This window comes from Thioclava sp. DLFJ4-1, assembly GCF_002020145.1.
Taxonomy (GTDB): domain Bacteria; phylum Pseudomonadota; class Alphaproteobacteria; order Rhodobacterales; family Rhodobacteraceae; genus Thioclava; species Thioclava sediminum.
In genome coordinates this window covers 123,181-141,188 of the sequence record NZ_MPZT01000001.1, presented here as the reverse complement: position 1 = coordinate 141,188, position 18,008 = coordinate 123,181, and the positions used below count along the sequence as shown (strand labels likewise).

Sequence of the window (18,008 nt, the reverse complement as noted above, 5' to 3'; positions counted from 1 at the left end):
TCAGCGCAGGAAGTCGAGGGGGCGGTGCTCGAAGAACACGCGCCCGGTCCGCCCCACGGGACAGTCGAGATCGGCATCGGATTTCAGGTCCGGAACGAGAAGCGTCACATCGTAGCGCTCGAGATGTTTCTGGCTCGGCGCGATGGCGAGGTGCTGGTAGACGCGCGCCGCGCCGCTGCCGGCGAGCCGGGCGATCGTCGCGTCGTAGATCTTGTCGCGCGAGGCCAGCTTGAAGGTCGCGGAATCGCCCACCTTGAGGTTGTTGTAGACGCCTTCGCTCACCGAGGCGGTCACCAGCGAGACGTCGCAATCGACGAGCGACATGATCGGATCGCCCCGCTGCACCGTCACGCCATCCGCCTGCAGGGTTTCCCAGTAGATCCCGTTCGCGGGCGATGTCACCTGGCTCGAGGCCAGAGTGTTCACCCGCGTCTGTTCCTTTGCCCGGCGCGCGTCGAGCGTCTTGACGCGCGTCTCGGCCTCGGTGAGGTCCGCCTCAAGCGAGGCGATTTCCTCGTCGAGAAGTGCGCCGCGCTGTTCGGAGCTTGGGGCGTCGTTATAGCCGTCGCCCAGATAGACGCCGGACTTGGCGGCATCGAGCGCGTTTTCGAGCAGCGCCACGTCCTCGCGCGCTTGCGTCGCGGGGCCGTTCTCCGCCGAGGCGGTAGGGGCGGTCTGCGCCACTTTCGTGGCACTCGTCTCCGAGCTTTGCGCATTGGGCTGCAGCCGGTCGAGCCGCGCGCGGGCGAATTTCAGCTTCGTCTCGATCTCGGCGATGCGATGCGTGCGATAGAGCTTGGTGCGCGCGCTATAGGCGTCGCGATGCGTGCGTTTGGCGGAGAGGTCGCTTTTTATCCGCGCGACATTCGCCTCGGCATTCGCCAGCTCCATTCGCAAATCTTCGAGCCGCGTCGTGTCCGAGAGGATATCATCGACGGTGGCCAGCCGCTCACCCTTGTCGACATGGGCGCCAAGCGGTCGTTTCGGCATCGAGAGTTTGCCGGCAGTGCCGCTGCGCACCGTGACCACGGGCGCATTGACGACGGCATCGGCGCTCACGCCCGACATCTGCTCTCCGACGATCACCCAAAGCGCGCCCGCGACTAAAACGATACCGATGACAGGGCGAAAAGTTTTCAATTCGGGGCTCCTCGAGATGACACGTTACAGCGGGGCGGGGCCAATAGGTTTAACAACCTATAAACGTAACGTAATTGCAAGATGCAACCCAGGATCTATTGAGAATATTTGGTTTGTGATGCGACGCGGCACGCTAGATCAGCCGCGGCGTGAGGAGGGCGCCTCGCATGAAATGCGCGTCGATAATGCGACGGAAAATCACTCGTTCGTGATATGCTTCCCGGTCTCAGGAGGAGGATTCACCATGACCGATCCAGCCAATGCGCGTCGCTTGACGGCGGCCGATTTCGACCAGGAACTTCTCGATCTCTACGATTACTATGTCCATGGCAAGATCTCGAAACGGGAATTTCTCGATCGGGCGGGGAAATGGGCGGTGGGCGGCGTGACCGCGCTGGCGATCCTCGGCGCGCTCGCGCCCGATTACGCGCTCGCCCAACAGGTGGCCGAGGACGATCCCGAGATTCAGGGCGAAGACATCACCTATCCCAGCCCAAACGGCACCGGCGAGATCACCGCCTATCTGGTGCGCCCGACGCAGATCGCCCCGGACAATCCGCCCGCGGCTATCCTCGTCGTGCATGAGAACCGAGGCCTGAACCCCTATATCCGCGATGTCGTGCGCAGGCTGGCCAAGGCGGGGTTCGTGGCGATGGGGCCGGATGGGCTGTCCTCGCTCGGGGGCTATCCGGGCAATGATGACGAGGGGCGCACGATGCAGCGCAGCCTCGATCAGGGCGCGCTGCTCAATGATTTCTTCGCCGGGTTCGAGTATCTCCAGACGCTCGACGGCACCAATGGCAAGGTCGGTGCGACCGGGTTCTGCTATGGCGGGGGCGTGGTGAACAAGCTCGCAGTCGCCTATCCCGAGATGGGTGCGGGCGTGCCGTTCTACGGGGCCGCGCCTGACTCTGCGCAGGTCGCGATGATCGAAGCGCCGCTGATGATCCAGCTCGCAGCCCTCGATCAGCGGATCAACGCGATGTGGCCGGAGTTCCAGAAGGCGCTCGAGGAGAACGACAAGCGCTACGAGGCCTATATCTATCCGGGCGTGAACCACGGGTTTCACAACGACACGACGCCGCGCTACGACGAGGCCGCCGCCAAGTTGGCCGAGGAACGCATGATCGCGTGGTTCCGGACCTACCTCGCCGGATAAGCTTCCGCGCGGGCTCGCGGTCTGCCGGGGGTGCGCTCGGATTTGGCGCGTGCTAGGCCTCTCGCAAGATCCGCGTCATCGCGCGGAGCCGCAAACGGGAGAGAGACGCGCGCATGAGAAACGGTGGTCAGGTTCTGGTCGAAAGCCTCGTGGGGCTTGGTGCGCGCAAGGCATTCGGGGTGCCGGGCGAGAGCTATCTCGCGGTGCTCGATGCGCTGCACGACACGCAGGGCACGCTGGATTTCGTGCTGTGCCGTCAGGAAGGCGGGGCGAGCTTCATGGCCGCCGCTTACGGCAAGCTGACCGGGGAGCCCGGCATCTGCATGGTCACGCGCGGTCCCGGGGCCACCAATGCCGCGATCGGGGTGCATACCGCGATGCAGGACTCCGCGCCGATGATCCTGTTCGTGGGGCAGGTCGGCACCGATATGAAGGGCCGCGAGGCGTTTCAGGAGCTCGATTACAAGGCGGTCTTCGGCACCATGGCGAAATGGGCCGTCGAGATCGACCGGGTCGAGCGCATCCCCGAAATCCTCTCGCGCGCCTGGACGATGGCCGTGAGCGGTCGGCCCGGTCCGGTCGTGGTCGCGCTGCCCGAGGACATGCTGACCGCGATGACCGAGGCCGCGCCGCTTGGCGCGCCCGTCCGGATCACCGAGCCGCAGCCTGATCCGGTCGCGATGGGCGAGTTGCGCGAGATGCTGGCCGGGGCCAAGCGTCCGCTGATCCTCTATGGTGGGTGCAACTGGCGCGGGGACGGCACTGCGCACATTAAGGCCTTCGCGGAAGCCTCTGATATCCCGGTTCTTTCGGTGTTTCGCTATCAGGACCAGTTCGACAATAACTCGCCCGTCTTCTGCGGCGATGCGGGCGTCGGGATGGCGCCGCATGTGAAGCGTCTGATGCGCGAGGCCGACGTGATCCTCGCGATCAATGCGCGCTTTGGCGAGAATACGACCGATGGCTACACGCTTCTTGACGTGCCGCAGCCCGCGCAGCGGCTGATCCATGTCCACGGCTCGGATTTGGAGATCGGCAAGATCTACCGTCCCGAACTGGGTATCCATGCTGGGCCGAACGCCTTTGCCGCAGCCCTTGGCGCGCTGGAGCCGGTCAAGGGTGACTGGGCCGACTGGCGGGCCGAGGGCCGCGCGGCCTATGAGGCCGGCTTCGATCTGCCCGATCTGCCCTCGCCGGTCGATATGGGCAAGGTCTGCGCCTATCTGCGCGAGGAACTCCCCGAGGATATGATCCTGACCAACGGGGCGGGCAATTTCGCGGTCTGGCCGGGGCGGTTCTTCCGCTTCGGACCGAACGCCACGCTGCTTGCGCCGCAATCGGGTGCGATGGGCTACGGGGTGCCCGCCGCGATTGCCGCCAAGGTGGCGCAGCCCGAGAGAACGGTGGTCTGTTTCGCGGGCGATGGCGATTTCCAGATGACCTCGCAGGAGCTTGCCACCGCCGCGCAGGCGGGCGCGCAGCCGATCATCCTGATCCACAATAACGGGATTTACGGCACGATCCGCGCCCATCAGGAGCGCAATTATCCGACCCGCGTGTCGGGCACTTCGATGGCGGTGAACCCGGATTTCGCGGCGCTCGCGAAGGCCTATGGCTTCCACGGCGAGCGGGTCGAGCGGACGGAGGATTTCGCCGCCGCTTTCGAACGCGCGCGGGCGTCCGAGACCGGCGCGGTGCTGGATCTCGTGATCTCGCCCGAGGCGCTGACCCCACGCCAGTCGCTCTCGGCGATGCGGGCTGCGGCGCTGGAGGCGGGCAAGGGGCGCTGAGCGCCCGCCGCCTCAGAACGTCTCGACCCAGGGGCGCAGCGTGATCTCGTTCGTCCAGGCGCTGCGATCCTGCTCGATCAGCTGGCGATAGGTCTTCGCGATCGCCGCGGGGCGCAGCATCGAGCCGGGCTTGTCGGGCGCCTCGCTGCGGCCCGGATTGAGGATCATGCCGTCGATATTCACCCACGCCACATGGATGCCTTGCGGGTGCAATTCGCGCGCCATGCTCTCGGCCAGCCCGCGCTGCGCGAATTTGCCCATCGCGAAGGGGGCGGAGCGCGCAAATCCTTTCACCCCGGCCGAGGCGCCGGTGAACAGGATGGTGCCGCGAGTACCCTCGGCAGGGTCGGCTTCGAGCATCCGGCGCGCGGCGTGCTTGCCGGTCAGAAACGCCCCGATCGCGGTGATCTCGACGGCGGCGCGAACCTCGTCGGCATCGAGTTCCGCCACCGGGCCGCGCACCCGGCCGGAGGGGTTGTAGACGACGACGCGCGGCGGCGCGGGCAGGACGTCGAACAGATCGGCAATCGCGGCCTCGTCGGTCGCATCCAGTTGCACCATGCGCGCACCGGTCTCATCGGCCAGCGCCTGCATCTTCTCGGCGCTGCGAGCCGCCAGCGTCAGGTCATAATCGGGCGCAAGCTCCCGCGCCACTGCGGCTGAAAGCCCGTCGCCCACTCCGATAATCACCGCCTGTGCCTTGCTCATGGTCAGTCCTCCTCCAGTTCGCGTTCCCGCGCCCGGCGGGGTTGCCTTACGACATAGCCCGGCGCGACAATGGCCCAAATCGGGGCTGCCCGCATCGCGGATAGCTTAGCCGAAGAGGATCAGATGCGAGCGCCAGATTACGATCAGGCAGACGATCCCGAAGGTGGCGAACCCGGCCATCGACCAGATCAGCAGCCGCCGCATCAGACCCGGCAGGGGCCCCGCCAGCGAAGCGCGCTTTTGAAACGGGCTGAGCGCGCCCGCCCCAAGACCGGCTGCGGTGGCCAGAAACAGCGGCACATACAGCGCGTAGCCGACATAGCCGTATTCGGGCTTGAGGATGCAGAACGGGCAATGATGGTTGGGGTTTTCATAGATATAGAGCGAGATCGTGGCGACAATCGCGGTCAGCCCCATCCCGAACATCAGCGCCGAGGCCAGCGCGTAAAGCTCGTAGCCGCGCTTGCGGATCAGCGCCGCGATCCCTGCCGTCAAGGCGATCAGCGCGGTGAGGCCAAGCAGCCAGAGCGCCTGCGCTTCGCTGACGCCCGCCATCTGGTTCGCGAGATTGGGATTGTTCGGCGTGAACAGCTTCGAGCAGCACGAGGTGATCACATCGGTCTGCATGTCGAGGAAATAGCTCAGCTCGACCGCGCCATCGGCAAGGATCAACGGCGTGATTGCGAGGAGGAGTGCGTATTTCACACGGGTCAGTGGGTAGTCCCGGCCCAGCCTGTCGGCCCGGTCGAGGATCAGCCAGATCACGGCGGCGAAGAACACCCCGATCTTGAGATAGAGCGCGGGGAAACCGTAATCGTTCACGTTGAGCGTGCCGACCGCACACATCGCGCCGACGAATAGCGACGACATCCGGTCGGCATTGAAGACGAAGAGCAAAAGCGCCGCGAGCTCGGCCAGCATGACGGCGGCGAAAAGGGTCGAGACCAGCTCCGTCATCCGCTCCATGCGCAGCTGGCGCGCGCCCATATCCGTCAGGTCCCAGCGGCGCAGAACGGTGACGGCGAAGCCGCCCGCCCAGAAGGCCGTAAGCGCGGCCAGCCCCGCCACCAGCAAGAGCGCCATGATCGGCGTTTGAAAGATCATGGCTGCGGCTCCTGCTGGGCAGGCGCGTCCTCGATCCGCCCGTCACGCATCGAAACCACCCGGTCGACGCAGTCCGCGCCCCAGACACGTGGGTCGTGGCTCGACATGATGACGGTGCGCCCGCGCGCTTTCTCCTCGGCGACGATCTGCAGGAAGGTCTCGGAGAGCGCGCTGTCGAGATTGGCCGTGGGCTCATCCGCGATCAGGATCGGCGGATCGTTGATGAGCGCCCGCGCAATCGCTGCGCGCTGCGCCTCGCCGCCCGAGAGCAACTCGATCCGGGTCTGGGCGCGCGGCCCCAGACCCAGCGCCTCGATCCGGTCCATCGCCCGCGCGCGGAGCTCTCCGAAGGGCTGGCCCAGCGGCGCGGCGGGCAGCATCACGTTTTCCAGCACGGTCAGGCCGCGCACGAGGTTGAACCGCTGGAAGATGAAGCCGAACCGCTCGCGCCGCAGTTCGGTCTGGAAGTGCTCGGGCAGGCCCGAGACGACCTCGCCATCGAGGCTGACGCGGCCCGTGGAAGGCCGCGCCATGCAGGCCACGACCGACAGCAGCGAGGATTTCCCCGAGCCCGACGGCCCCTTGAGCACGGTGACGGCCCGGCCCTCGATGCTCAGGTCGATCCCGTCCAGCGCGGTCACCGCATTGGGGCGGCCCGCATTATAGGTCTTGGTCACGGATTGCAGAGTGATCATGGGGGCCTCCTCAGCGCATTACGGCATCGGGATCGGCCGAGGCCGTGCGCCAGATCGGCACCACGGTCGCGGCGATATAGGGCAGGGTGGTCAGCAGCGCGAGCGTCAGCAATTGCAGCCCGTCCACATGCGGGCTCAGCGGGAAATCGGGATAGATCACCGCCCAGCCCTGCAGGATCGGCGCGAAGAGCGGGGCACCGAAGAAGAACACATGGGCGAAGCCCGCGACGGTGCCGATCAGGAAGGCCGCGAGCGAGATCAGCCCGCCTTCCCACATCTTCATCGCGATCACGTCGCGCGTGTTCCAGCCGACCGCCTTGAGGATGCCGATCTCGCGCGCTTCCTCGGCCGAGAGCCCGCTGGCTTTTTCGGCGGCGAAGATGACGAAGGCGAGGATGCCGGCGAAGGCCAGCGCCGTCAGCAGCCCCTCGCGCCAGTCGAACAGTTTCTGATAGGTGCGCGCGATATCGGCGCGGGTGACGAAGCGCATCTGCGGCAGCGCGTTCGAGCCTTTCTGGACAATGGTGGCGACCTCGTTGGGGTTACGCACGCGGGCCACGACATCGGTGTAGCGGCCTTCGGGAATGTCGAAGAAGTCGCGGAAATCGGCCTCGTTCATCAGCATCAGATCCGAGGTCATCAGCGCGGAGTCGCGGCTGAAGGTCTTGGCGACGTCGAATTTCTTCAGATCGCCCTCATAGCGCGACAGGAAAACCGGCGCGCCCGCCCATTCGAGGCCGCGTGCGCGGGGGATGCCCTCGCCAATCGCGATCTGACCGGGGTCGGGCATCATCTCGGGATCGTCGGGCACCATGACGGTGTAATTCGCGCCGTTGATCCGGTCGTAATAATAGCCCCAGAGCCGGGGATGGGCCTCGGTCACACCGCGGATCGCCGCGATCTCGTCGGCGACCGATCCTTCGATCAGATCCTGACGGCCCAGCGTGATCTTCTGCACGGTGATCTCGGGCGCGCCTTCGAGCACGGTCGTGGTCTCGAACCGCAGGCTTGCGGCGAAGAACATCGCCGAGGCGAGCACGAAGACCACCACGGAATAGACCGCGATCAGGGCGATATTCTTGCCTTTGCGGCGGGCGAGAGCGGCGAGGGTGAAATCGGCCAGCGCGCGCTGGCGGCGCAGGAATGGGGTCATTTCGCGGCCTCGGGTTGGAACAGGAGCCAGCCCTTGCCGGGCGTGGCGGGGGGCGGCACGAAGGTGCCGGAGGGGAAGTGGTCGAAGCTGCCCGGGTGGTCCTGAAACGGTGTGTTCAGATCGGCGAGGCTGGGGTTCCGGGTGTAGCGCGCCTCGGTAAACAGTGCCGGGTCGGTCAGCCCCAGCCGCGCGACCAGTGTGCGCTCTTCGAGCAGACGCCCATCACGATGGGGACGCGCGAAGACGGGGTAATAAAGCTCCACCGCGAGCAGCAGCGTCAGGCAACCGAGCCCCGCGAAAACATAGCTCGAGCGTCGCATCAGAACGGGCCGCCCTGATCGAGCGCGTCGATCAGCTCCGGTGTGACCTCGTCATGGCGCAACAGCTTCTGGCCCTTGTGGTCGCGCATGAAATCCTGCGCATCGACCGCGTTCATCAGCGGCACCAGCTCGTGCCCCATCGGGCCCAGAACGTCCGAACCCACGACATAAAGCGCCTCGCGCGCGTCGATCAGCTTGAGCCCGTAATACTCGGTCACGCCCATGCCGGTGATCTGGTCGGCTTTGCGGCCAAGGGCGTATTTCTCCATGTCGAACATGTATTTGAAGTAGTCCTTGGCACCGTCGAAATGATCGGCATAGCCATCCGCGTAGAGCACCGTGGTGACCCATTCGGGGTATTTGTAGACGAACATGCCGCAGACCGGGCAGGTGTCGCCGGGGCCGGGCGGGGGCAGGTCGAGTGTGGGCGCATCGGCACGCGCGGGGCTCAGCCCCGGGCCGAGCGAGAGGGCCGCGGCGAGGGCTGCCGCGCGTTTGAGCATCTGGCGCCGCGTCGGGCGCGACATGGGGCGCGACGGGGGGCGTGCCGGCGTGCCGCCGTGATGGCAGGGATGGTTGCACATCGTCTTGCAACTCCTTGAAACGTATTCGGAATGTGGCGGGACCGCGCGGGCCCCGCCTTGAGGCGATCACTGACCGGCGCGGGCGCGGCGCTCGGCGCGGCGTTTGCGAATGTTGATCGTGTCGCGCGCCATGTCGGCATAGGCCATGACCAGCGCCTCGTCGAAGCTCGCCAGCTTGCCCCCGTCCTTGGCCGCCGCATCCGCCTTGGCTGGATCGGCATAGGCGTATTTCGACGTGCCGGTCATCGTGCCGGGCTTTTTCGTGTCGATCACGTAGGTCATGTCATCGACCACCGCGAGCGGCTTGACCTTGGCCGTGGCCCCCGCATCGCCCGCGTAGATCGTCTTCGGTCCCGCATCCACGTTCAGCGCGAGGCTGATCGCCGCGCAATGCAGCGAGCAAGTGCCGTCGACCGTGTCGTTGTCATAGACGATCAGGTGGCGCGTCTGGCTGAACATCTGCCGCATCATGCCGCAATAGGGGCAGCGGGGGTATTTCTCGAACTCGTTCTCGAGCGGCGCGGTGTCGGTCTTGAGAAAGCGGGTCAGCCCGTTCTGGTCGGTCCAGTCCATCGGCGACATCGGCATGCCGTCCATCGGTTTCATATCCTCGGCAGCGGCGCCGGAGGCCACCAGCGCGAGGCCGGTCGAAGAGGTCAGAAGAAAGTCGCGTCGTTTCATTGGGATCATCCTGTCATATCGCAACGCACCGCCATCGAGAGACGGGCGCAGTCGCGAGCCATGTGTCTGGTTTGCAAAAAAGCACGTCCGGATCGACGTGCAGGGACGCACTCAGACGACAGGAGGGGCGCGGGCGTGCCGGAAACGGGGCGCGGTCTGCACCGGGAGAGAGACCCGCTCAAGGGACGCATGGAGCGGGGCGATCTCGCGGTCGAGACGGGCCGGGGTGACGATCGTGTCGGGAGCCTCAAACGCGCAGACCGAGGCCGAGCCGCAGACTGCGCATTGGCTGTGGACCTGACCCGTGGGCGCGGTCTGGCCGGGCAGGGGCGCGGCCCCATCCGGCGCGGCGACCGTTTCGCCCTGCGGGGTCATGTAGACGATCCCCTCGCCGGTACAGGTCTGCAGCAGCCCCATCTGCGCACCGGGCGCGGCCCGGCCGGTGGCGGCGATGGCGGCCGCGCCCAGATGATCGGTCAGCAGGACGACCTGCAGCAGGATCGCGACGAGCGCGGTCAGCAGCGCCGATTGCGCGCGGCGCAATCCAGCGAAGCGCGGCGCGTGCAGGCGCGGGCCGCGTTCGATCTTGCCGTCAAAGGCTCTGGAGGCGCGTTGGGGTCGGGTCATTGTTCAAGCTCGTATCACATGAGGGTGAGCCGAGAATTGATCCGCGTCAAACGCTTGAGGGGTGACTCAGCGTCGCAGTCCTGCGTGCCCAGAGCGCAGGCGGTCGGGCCATGGTCCGGCCTGCCACCTGTGCCTTCAGGCTACGCGACGCCAAGGCTGCGCGGGGAAGTGCACTGCCTCGCCGGTCTCGATCGAGCGCTGCACCGGGCCCTTCGGGTTCCGCTGCGATATCTCGACACAGCAACTCGGAAACCTGATGATAGATCGGCAGGCCGGTGCGCTATCAAGTAGGTTGTTTACCTAAGCTAAGTCGAAGAGAAATCGCGAGGGAGAGACGCATGACTGCAGTGCGGATGAGAGCGGCTATGTCGCGCCGAACCTTTGGACCGGGGTGGGGCGCACGCTCCGGCTGCGGTGCGGCGCTGGTGGGCTCACCCGATCAGGTGCTCTCGAAGCTTGAAGACTACCGCGAGATGGGCATTGGCGCCTTCACCTTGTAGGGCTATCCGCATATCGACACGGTCTCGCTGCCCGAAATCTATGGGACCGCCCTCAACACCGCTCGCAGAAGGGAAACGCCGCTAATGGAAAAGATCGACCTTACCTCGGATGTCGCGCTCAGCCGGATCGTCTATGGCATGTGGCGGCTCGCCGACGATGCCGACACCTCGTCCGCCCATGTGCGCGCCAAGATCGACGCCTGTCTGGCGCAGGGGATCACCACGTTCGATCATGCCGATATCTATGGCGGCTACACGGCGGAGGGGGTCTTCGGCGCGGCGATGCGCGAGGACCCGTCGCTGCGCGATCAGATGGCGATCGTCACGAAATGCGACATCATCGTCGCGGCGGGCCGTCATGCTCATCGCAAGGTGAAGCATTACGACACCTCGCGCGCGCATATCGAAGCCTCGGTCGAGGCTTCGCTGCGGGAATTGGCCACCGACCGGATCGACCTGCTGCTGATCCACCGCCCTGATCCGCTGATGGATCATCACGAGACGGGAGCGGTGCTCGACGATCTCGTGGCGTCCGGCAAGGTGCGCGCGGTCGGCGTGTCAAACTTCCGCCCGTGGGACTGGGAGTTGCTGCAATCGGGGATGAAGACGCCGCTGGTGACCAACCAGATCGAGATTAGCCTCGGTTGCCTGCAGCCCTTCACCAATGGCGATCTGGCCTTTCACCAGCGGCAGTCCCAGCCCGTGATGGCGTGGTCGCCACTGGGCGGCGGCGCGTTGATGACGGGCGAGGGGCCGGTGCAAAGCGTTCTCGACGAGATCGCCGAGGCGCAGGGCGTGGATCGCGCAGCCGTCGCGACGGCTTTCCTGCTGGCGCATCCCGCGCGGATCATCCCGGTGATGGGCACCAACAATCTCGAGCGGATCGCGAAGCTTTCCGATGCTTTGAAGGTTCAGATCGACAGGGAGACGTGGTTCCGCCTCTACGAGGCCGGGCTCGGTCAGCCGGTCCCATGATGGACGCAATGCCCTAATTCACCCCGCGCCACCCGGCGCGGGGTCTTCTTTTTCGGGAGGGTTAAGTGGCCCCTCAGGCCGACAGCCAACCCTCGAGCTTACCGCTATCCGGCAGGCCGCCCGTGTGGACCAGCTTCCCGTCGACCGAGACGCCGGGGGTCGACATCACGCCAGCCATGGCGATTGCGCGGGGGTCGGTCACCTTCTCGACCGAGACCTCGATGCCGAGCTTGGCGGCCGCTTCCTTGACCATCTCCTCGGTCTTTTCGCAGCGCTTGCAGCCGGGGCCGTAAACCTTGACGTCCTTCATCTCTTTTCTCCTTAGAACAATGCGTTGAACAGGAAGCCGACGGCGAGGATGCCGCTGGCGACGACCCCGATGAACACAGCGATCAGGCGCAGTTTGAGGACCTGTCGCAGGATGATCATCTCGGGCATGGAGAGCGCGATCACCGACATCATGAAGGCGAGAACCGTGCCGAGCGCCGCGCCCTTGCCCAGAAGCGCCTCGACGATCGGGATGACCCCGGCGGCGTTGGTGTACATTGGCACGCCCATCAGCACCGCAGCCGGCACCGACCACCACGTGCCCGAGCCCATGATCCGCACCATCAGATCCTGCGGCACATAGCCGTGGATCAGCGCGCCCATGGCGATCCCGACGATGATCCAGATCCAGACCTTGGAGAAGATTTCGCGCACCGCCTCGAGGCCGAGGCGATAGCGGTCGGTCATGTTCAGATCGTCGCTCTCGACCGCGCCCGGCGTGGTTGCGCCGGAATGGATGTCGCGCACCCAGTCCTGCAGCCAGCCCTCGACATGGAGCCTGCCGATCACCCAGCCCGCGACGATCGCGATGGCGAGGCCGAAGCCGAGATAGACCAGCGCCACGGACCAGCCGACGAGGCCGACCAGCAAGATCAGCGCCACTTCGTTGACCATCGGGGCTGCGATCAGGAAGGAGAAGGTGACGCCCAGCGGGATGCCTGCGGAGACGAAGCCGATGAACAGCGGTACCGCCGAGCAGGAGCAGAACGGGGTCAAGACGCCCAAGCCCGCCGCCATCACGTTGCCGACGCCCTCGCGCTTGCCCGAGAGAAGCGCGCGGGTCTTTTCCGGGCTGAAGAAGCTGCGCACGACGCCCATCGCGAAGACGATCAGGGTGAGCAGCATCATCACTTTCGGCACGTCGTAGAAGAAGAAGGCCAGCGCCTCGCCGGTATGGGTGTCGCGGGCGACCGGCAGCAGCGAGACGATCCATTCGGAGAGGGCCGGGAGCTGGTGGTAAACCACCCACCACGCGACGAGGCCTGCCGCGACGACCACGCTCCACGCCCAGCCGGGCATCCCGCCATGCGGGGTTTCATGCTGTGTCACACTCATGCCGCGGTCCTTTCTGCGCTGGCGCTGGCTTTCATGACCGCGCTCAGGATCTGCTGAATTTCCGGGGAGAGGTCGGGGTTCACCCGATACCGGACCCATTGCGCATCGCGCCGGTCGACCACCAGCCCGGCGGCTTTCAGCACGCCCATATGGCGCGACATGCGCGATTGGGTGGCATCGAGACGCGCCATCAACTCGCAGGCGCAATGCTCGCCCCCGTCATGCAAAAGCTGCATCGCCCCCAGCCGGGTGGGTTCGGCAAGCGCGGAAAGAACAGTCACGATCATCGGTGCCTCCATTTCTACATTTGCATATGCGCATTCGCGCAAATGGAGTCAACGCACCCGAGGTGGAGCATTCGGTCGCACCCATCCACCGGGGTACGGGAAACTATCGATGAGAGTGATCGCATCACGGGCCTCCGACCTTCACAGGACCGGGGCTAGATTAGCGCTAAGGGGGTGCGTCGCTTCAATGCGCTCGATCAAGTCGGGCGCGATTTTTCTCGATCTCTAGCGAAAGGTCACTGTGTTCGGCCTCAGGATTGGCCCTTCGCGATGTTGCGCTCCATGAGCCGCTGGAACAGCCGGGGCGAGGCGCGGTTGATCCACCATGCGAGCCGCGCGACGCGGCCCACCGGGATCATCGGGCGGCCTCGCTTGAGCCCGGCGAGGATCACCTGTGCGGCAGCCTCGGGCGTCATGTAATCCACTCCGTCCGCAGCCGCACCGGGGCGCGCGATGCCGTCGGATTGCCGCTCGGCCCGGTCGATATTGGTCGCCACGAAGGACGGCGCCGCGATCTGCACGCGCACGCCATGAGGGGCCTCCTCCGAACGCAGAGATTTGAAGAACCCTTCCAGCGCATGTTTCGACGCCGCATAGGCCGTGCGGTGGTAGAGCGGCGAGAATCCCGCGACCGAGGAAATTGCCAGATGCGTGCCGTGGCTTTCCCGCAGGGGGGCGAGGAAATGCCGCGCCATCGCGGTCGCCGCGAAATAGTTGATCTCGAAGACCTTGCGATGCGCGGCCTCGGTCAGCTCGGAGTACGGCCCGATCTGGGTGACGCCTGCGTTGTAGATCACAAGGTCGATGCGGGGACGACGCGTCAGGATTTCTTTGCAGGCGCTGGCAAGCTGCGCCGGATCGGTCAGATCGCAGGCGATGGCCTCCTCGTTCGGCTTGGCCGTCAGACTTGAGATATCCCGGTCGAGCAGCACGACCTGCCAGCCCTCGGCGCGCAGCCCCGCCGAGAGCGCCTGCCCAAGCCCCCCGGTGCCGCCCGAGATTACCGCAACCCGCGTGCTCATAGCCCGGCCTCGCAGGCCCAGAGGTCGAAAACTTCCGCGCTGGTCAGCTCGGGCGTGTAGCCGAAGACCTCCTTCAGCGCGTCATTGGCCAGCACGGGGCGGTATTGCAGGAAGCGCACCTGCTCTGGCCCGTAGCGGCTCAGCCCCAGCGGATGGGCGAGGGCGAGCGCGGCCTTGATGCCAAGCGCGGGCAGGCGGCGCACCGGTTTGCGCAGACGTCGCGCCAGATCGGTGACGCCCAAAGCGCCGTCGCCCGCCACGTTGAAGATGCCCGGCGGGCCATCGGTCGCGGCGCGGATCAGGATGCGCGCGAGATCGCGGGTCCAGATGAAGACGAAGGGGCTCTCGCAGCCTCTCAGCGCGAGCAGGCGCGGCTTGCGGAAAAGCGCGGTGATCTGGTTGTCGGTGCCCTTGCCCAGAACCGTACCCACCCGCAGCACGACCTGCTCGAGGGCAGGGTGGGTGTCGCGCGCCTCGGCCAGCATCTCCTCGACCTGCCGCTTGTGATCGGCATAGGCGAACTCGGGATTGCCGCGCACAGGGTCGCTCTCGCGCAGCGGCACGGGATTGTCGGCGTGATAGCCATAGGCCGCGCCCGAGGAGGTCACGACGAGCCGCCGAACCCCGACCGAATGCGCCGCCTCCAGCACCTTCCGCGTGCCCTCCACATCGACCTTATAGGCCAGCTCGCGCCCCATGCCGGCGCCCGGCGTCACGATGGAGGCGAGATGCACGATCACCTCCGGCCGTTCGCGCGCGATGACCTTGCCGGGGGCATCGGTGGTCACATCCATCGCCACGAAGCGCACGGCTTCGGGCAGGGTCTCGGGGGCCGCCAGATCGGTCGCGATGACCTCGTGGCCGCTCTCAGACAGCTCAGCCGTGAGTACGCGGCCGATCATGCCGCCCGCTCCGGTAATCAGAATCCGGGTCATCGCGCGGCCTCCTTTTGTCTCATGATGGTCGAGATCGCGAAGCCCGCGATGATGTGCCAGATGCCCCAGAAAGCCGCGACGATTGCCATGCCGCCCAAGCCGCCGAAGAAGGCGAAGATCAGCACGAGGCCGAGACCTGAATTCTGGATGCCCGTCTCGATGGTGATCGCGCGCCGGTCGAAGGGCGACAGCCGCGCCAGCGTCGCGGTGCCATAGCCGCCCGCGAAGGCCAGCGCGTTGTGCATCACGACCATCCCCGCGATCAGCCCGACGAATTGCACGAAATATTGCCAGTTGGCACTGAGCGAGAGCGCCACGAACGCCACGAAAATCGCCATCGAGATCCATTTCAGCGGATCGCGAATGCGCGTCGTGAGGTCATAGCGGTAATGGTTCAGCGCAATCCCGGCGATCAGCGGTAAGAGCAGCATGACACCGACGGTGATCGCCACGCTTACCGGGTCGATATGGGTCTCGTGCAGCAGCGCCCGCGTCGGGGCGTACAGGCTGCCCCAGAAGGCGATATTGAGCGGCGTCAGCACGATTGCCGCCACCGTGGCGAAGGCGGTCAGCGAGACCGAGAGCGCCGTGTTCCCACCCGCCCGATGGGTGAAGAAGTTCGAGACATTCCCGCCCGGGCAGGCCGCCACGAGGATCAGCCCCAGTGCGATCGACGGGCTGGGCTGCAGCGCCAGCACCAGCCCGAAGGTGAGCGCGGGCAGCACCAGAAATTGCGACGTGAACCCGACGATCAGCGCCCAGGGCCTGCGCACCAGCGGGCGGAAATCGCGTGGGGAGAGGTCGATCGCGACCGAGAACATGACGATGCCGAGGATCGCGTTGAGCAGATGCAGGGCGCCGGGGCTGAAATTCAGCCGAACCGCGTCGAGCCCCGTCATGCCGCCGCCTTCCCGCCGAGCGCCTTGATCCAGCCGGTGACCGCCTTGCGATAGGTCGCCTTGTCCACGTAATAGGCCATCCGCGCGAGCTTGAGATAGGCCATGCCGCCGGTCGCGCGCTCGAACCCTTCGGCCTTCTTCGCCTGCAGGCGCTTCGCGGCCTCCGAGCCATCGTGCAGCCCGCGAATGTAGCGCGCCACCATCTCGGCCTGTTCGTGGCGACCCTGCCAGCCAAGCCCGCTCGCCTCCAGCATGCCCAGCACGAAGAGATCGTCGCGCTTCGGGTGCATCGCGTTCAGGTACAGATGCGGCGCATCGCCTTGCCAGTTCAGCAGCTCCGGCGCGATGAACGGGTAATGCAGCTTGTAGCCGGTGGCCGCGAGGATCATGTCATACTCGGCCTGCGTGCCATCCTTGAAATGCACCGTGTGACCGTCGAGCCGCTCGATATCGGGGCGCACTTTCAGATCGCCGTGGCCTGCGTGGAACAGAACCAGCGAGTTCACGATCGGATGGCTCTCGTAGAGTTTGTAGTCGGGCTTGGGGAACCCGTATTTCTGCGGATCGCCGACGAACCATTTCAGCAGCGCGCCGTCGATCTTGCGCTTGAGCCACATCGGCAGCTTGATCGCCCCGCCCAGCGTATCGGCGGGTTTGCCGAAGACGTATTTCGGCACGAAGTAATAGCCGCGCCGCATCGAAAGATCGCAGCTCTTGCCGTGGTGGATCGCGTCCACCGCGATGTCGCAGCCAGAATTGCCCGCGCCCACGACGAGCACGCGCTTGCCTTTGAATTGCGAGGGGTCGCGATAGGCCGAAGAATGGATCAGCTCGCCGTCGAACTGGCCGGGGAAGTCCGGCATGTTCGGCTCGGAAAGCGTGCCATTGGCAATCAAGACGCCCGCATAGACCTCCGAATGCTCGCCCTCGCCATCGCGCCAGCTGACCCGCCAGCCTTCGCCATCGCCGCCCAGCGGTTCAACCTTCGTCACCTCGGCGCCGAAACGGTAATGGCGGCGAATGTCGAAATGATCGGCGAAATCGCGGAAATACTGCGCCATCTCGCGGTGACTGGGATATTCGGCCACCTCGTCGCGCATCGGGAAATCGGTGAATTCCGTCATCCGTTTCGAGGAAATCAGATGCGCGCTTTCATACATCGTCGAATGCGCGCCCTCGATATCCCAGAGCCCGCCCACATCGCTGTGCAGCTCGAAGCCCTGATAGTCCACTCCCTGTTCGCCCAGCACCTTGGCCGCGGCCAGGCCCATCGGGCCCGCGCCGATCAGGGCGAACGTGCCCCTCGTATTTGTCATGTTGCGTCTCCTCCCAGACATTCTTAAATTGAACCATTGTTCAAAATAAGCAAGCCCCGATCTGATGACGAAAAAGACGACCGAGAAACAAAGGCTTAGAGCGCCGTCGAAGCGCTCTCTCGCGAGTCGTTCACGGATTCTCGATGCGGCGGAAACGGTGTTCGCGCGGGACGGATTCGAGGGTGCGAAGGTGCGTGACATCGCCGCGCTGGCCGAGGTGCCGCTGGGTCTGGTGAACCATCACGGGGGCTCGAAAGAGGCGCTGTTTCGCGAAGTGGTGGAGCGGCGCGCCGAAGAGCTGGCGCGTCTGCGTCTGGAGGCTCTGGCGCAGGCGAAGGGGCAGGGGCCGCTCGATCTGACGGCGATCCTCGGCTGCTTCTTCCGGCCCTATCTGGCGAAGGCGGCGGGCAGTGATCCGCAATGGCTGGCCTATGCGCGGCTGGTGGCGATGGTCTCTGCCGATCCGGCCTGGGCGGATATCTCGACCGATCTGTTCGACCCGACCGCGCAGCGTTTCATGGATGAGATCTGCGCGCTGCATCCCAAGGTCAGCCGGGCGGTCGTCGCCGAAGGGGTCGTCTATTCGGTCGCGGCCCTTCTGGCCTTCCTGACCTCGGAATGGCGGATCGCGGCGCTGGCCTCGCAGTCAGATGCGCAAGCCTCGGTCGAGGGGCTGGTCGCCTTCTGCGCGGCGGGCTGTGCGGCGCGGATCGCGCAGGCCGAGACGTGA

20 protein-coding genes and 1 pseudogene are annotated in these 18,008 nt (G+C 65.6%); 5 read left to right on the top strand and 16 right to left on the bottom strand.

Annotated features, from left to right (window positions below; all coding sequences use genetic code 11):
• Positions 1-1,140 carry an HlyD family efflux transporter periplasmic adaptor subunit gene (locus tag BMI85_RS00670; RefSeq protein WP_078599166.1) on the bottom strand — a complete coding sequence of 380 codons (1,140 nt, stop codon included), beginning with the start codon at positions 1,138-1,140 and terminating at the stop codon, positions 1-3.
• 244 nt (positions 1,141-1,384) lie between these two features.
• On the opposite strand from BMI85_RS00670, the gene yghX reads away from it, so the two are divergent.
• Both yghX and BMI85_RS00660 read left to right on the top strand, forming a co-directional pair.
• Entirely contained in the window at positions 1,385-2,299 is a 915-nt protein-coding gene (gene yghX / locus BMI85_RS00665) for a YghX family hydrolase (protein ID WP_078599165.1), read from the top strand.
• Positions 2,300-2,412: 113 nt separating this feature from the next.
• Positions 2,413-4,089, top strand: a complete 1,677-nt coding sequence (locus BMI85_RS00660; protein WP_078599164.1) for a thiamine pyrophosphate-binding protein — start codon at positions 2,413-2,415, stop codon at positions 4,087-4,089.
• 12 nt (positions 4,090-4,101) lie between these two features.
• Here the strand turns inward: BMI85_RS00660 and BMI85_RS00655 are convergent, their stop codons facing one another.
• The 8 genes from BMI85_RS00655 to BMI85_RS00620 form a co-directional block, all read right to left on the bottom strand.
• Positions 4,102-4,797 (bottom strand): SDR family NAD(P)-dependent oxidoreductase, encoded by a 696-nt coding sequence (locus BMI85_RS00655; protein WP_078599163.1) that lies wholly within the window; start codon positions 4,795-4,797, stop codon positions 4,102-4,104.
• A gap of 105 nt (positions 4,798-4,902) precedes the next feature.
• Positions 4,903-5,901: a hypothetical protein gene (locus BMI85_RS00650; RefSeq protein ID WP_078599162.1), complete on the bottom strand. Its 999-nt coding sequence runs from the start codon at positions 5,899-5,901 to the stop codon at positions 4,903-4,905.
• Entirely contained in the window at positions 5,898-6,596 is a 699-nt protein-coding gene (locus BMI85_RS00645) for an ABC transporter ATP-binding protein (protein ID WP_078599161.1), read from the bottom strand. The genes BMI85_RS00650 and BMI85_RS00645 overlap by 4 nt, the downstream gene beginning before the upstream one ends.
• 10 nt (positions 6,597-6,606) lie before the next feature.
• Positions 6,607-7,749, bottom strand: coding sequence for an FtsX-like permease family protein (locus tag BMI85_RS00640; protein ID WP_078599160.1), 1,143 nt, complete (start codon positions 7,747-7,749; stop codon positions 6,607-6,609).
• A complete protein-coding gene (locus BMI85_RS21525; RefSeq protein WP_078599159.1) occupies positions 7,746-8,069 on the bottom strand; it encodes a hypothetical protein in 324 nt (107 codons plus the stop codon). Before BMI85_RS21525 ends, BMI85_RS00640 begins: the two co-directional genes overlap by 4 nt.
• Positions 8,069-8,653, bottom strand: a complete 585-nt coding sequence (locus BMI85_RS00630) for a nitrous oxide reductase accessory protein NosL (protein WP_246832460.1) — start codon at positions 8,651-8,653, stop codon at positions 8,069-8,071. Before BMI85_RS00630 ends, BMI85_RS21525 begins: the two co-directional genes overlap by 1 nt.
• A gap of 66 nt (positions 8,654-8,719) precedes the next feature.
• Positions 8,720-9,334: a nitrous oxide reductase accessory protein NosL gene (locus BMI85_RS00625; RefSeq protein WP_078599157.1), complete on the bottom strand. Its 615-nt coding sequence runs from the start codon at positions 9,332-9,334 to the stop codon at positions 8,720-8,722.
• A gap of 111 nt (positions 9,335-9,445) precedes the next feature.
• Entirely contained in the window at positions 9,446-9,961 is a 516-nt protein-coding gene (locus tag BMI85_RS00620; RefSeq protein WP_078599156.1) for a hypothetical protein, read from the bottom strand.
• A 349-nt stretch (positions 9,962-10,310) separates the two neighbouring features.
• Here BMI85_RS00620 and BMI85_RS21595 point away from each other — a divergent pair.
• Positions 10,311-10,458, top strand: a pseudogene (locus BMI85_RS21595) (alkanesulfonate monooxygenase); the annotation flags it as partial.
• Between the two features lie 87 nt (positions 10,459-10,545).
• Positions 10,546-11,436: an aldo/keto reductase gene (locus BMI85_RS00610; RefSeq protein ID WP_078599155.1), complete on the top strand. Its 891-nt coding sequence runs from the start codon at positions 10,546-10,548 to the stop codon at positions 11,434-11,436.
• A 73-nt stretch (positions 11,437-11,509) separates the two neighbouring features.
• On the opposite strand, the gene BMI85_RS00605 is transcribed toward BMI85_RS00610, so the two are convergent.
• From BMI85_RS00605 to BMI85_RS00575, 7 genes are all read right to left on the bottom strand, one after another.
• Positions 11,510-11,746 carry a thioredoxin family protein gene (locus tag BMI85_RS00605; protein WP_078546966.1) on the bottom strand — a complete coding sequence of 79 codons (237 nt, stop codon included), beginning with the start codon at positions 11,744-11,746 and terminating at the stop codon, positions 11,510-11,512.
• Between the two features lie 11 nt (positions 11,747-11,757).
• Positions 11,758-12,783 (bottom strand): permease, encoded by a 1,026-nt coding sequence (locus BMI85_RS00600; RefSeq protein WP_143594985.1) that lies wholly within the window; start codon positions 12,781-12,783, stop codon positions 11,758-11,760.
• A 32-nt stretch (positions 12,784-12,815) separates the two neighbouring features.
• Positions 12,816-13,106 (bottom strand): metalloregulator ArsR/SmtB family transcription factor, encoded by a 291-nt coding sequence (locus BMI85_RS00595; RefSeq protein ID WP_078599154.1) that lies wholly within the window; start codon positions 13,104-13,106, stop codon positions 12,816-12,818.
• Positions 13,107-13,357: 251 nt separating this feature from the next.
• Entirely contained in the window at positions 13,358-14,128 is a 771-nt protein-coding gene (locus tag BMI85_RS00590; RefSeq protein ID WP_078599153.1) for an SDR family NAD(P)-dependent oxidoreductase, read from the bottom strand.
• Positions 14,125-15,063, bottom strand: coding sequence for an SDR family oxidoreductase (locus tag BMI85_RS00585; protein WP_078599152.1), 939 nt, complete (start codon positions 15,061-15,063; stop codon positions 14,125-14,127). The genes BMI85_RS00590 and BMI85_RS00585 overlap by 4 nt, the downstream gene beginning before the upstream one ends.
• Positions 15,060-15,962, bottom strand: coding sequence for a bile acid:sodium symporter family protein (locus BMI85_RS00580; protein WP_078570418.1), 903 nt, complete (start codon positions 15,960-15,962; stop codon positions 15,060-15,062). Before BMI85_RS00580 ends, BMI85_RS00585 begins: the two co-directional genes overlap by 4 nt.
• Positions 15,959-17,278, bottom strand: coding sequence for an NAD(P)-binding domain-containing protein (locus BMI85_RS00575; protein WP_078599151.1), 1,320 nt, complete (start codon positions 17,276-17,278; stop codon positions 15,959-15,961). The genes BMI85_RS00580 and BMI85_RS00575 overlap by 4 nt, the downstream gene beginning before the upstream one ends.
• Positions 17,279-17,342: 64 nt before the next feature.
• Here BMI85_RS00575 and BMI85_RS00570 point away from each other — a divergent pair, with 64 nt between their 5' ends.
• Positions 17,343-18,008: a TetR/AcrR family transcriptional regulator gene (locus BMI85_RS00570; RefSeq protein WP_210402291.1), complete on the top strand. Its 666-nt coding sequence runs from the start codon at positions 17,343-17,345 to the stop codon at positions 18,006-18,008.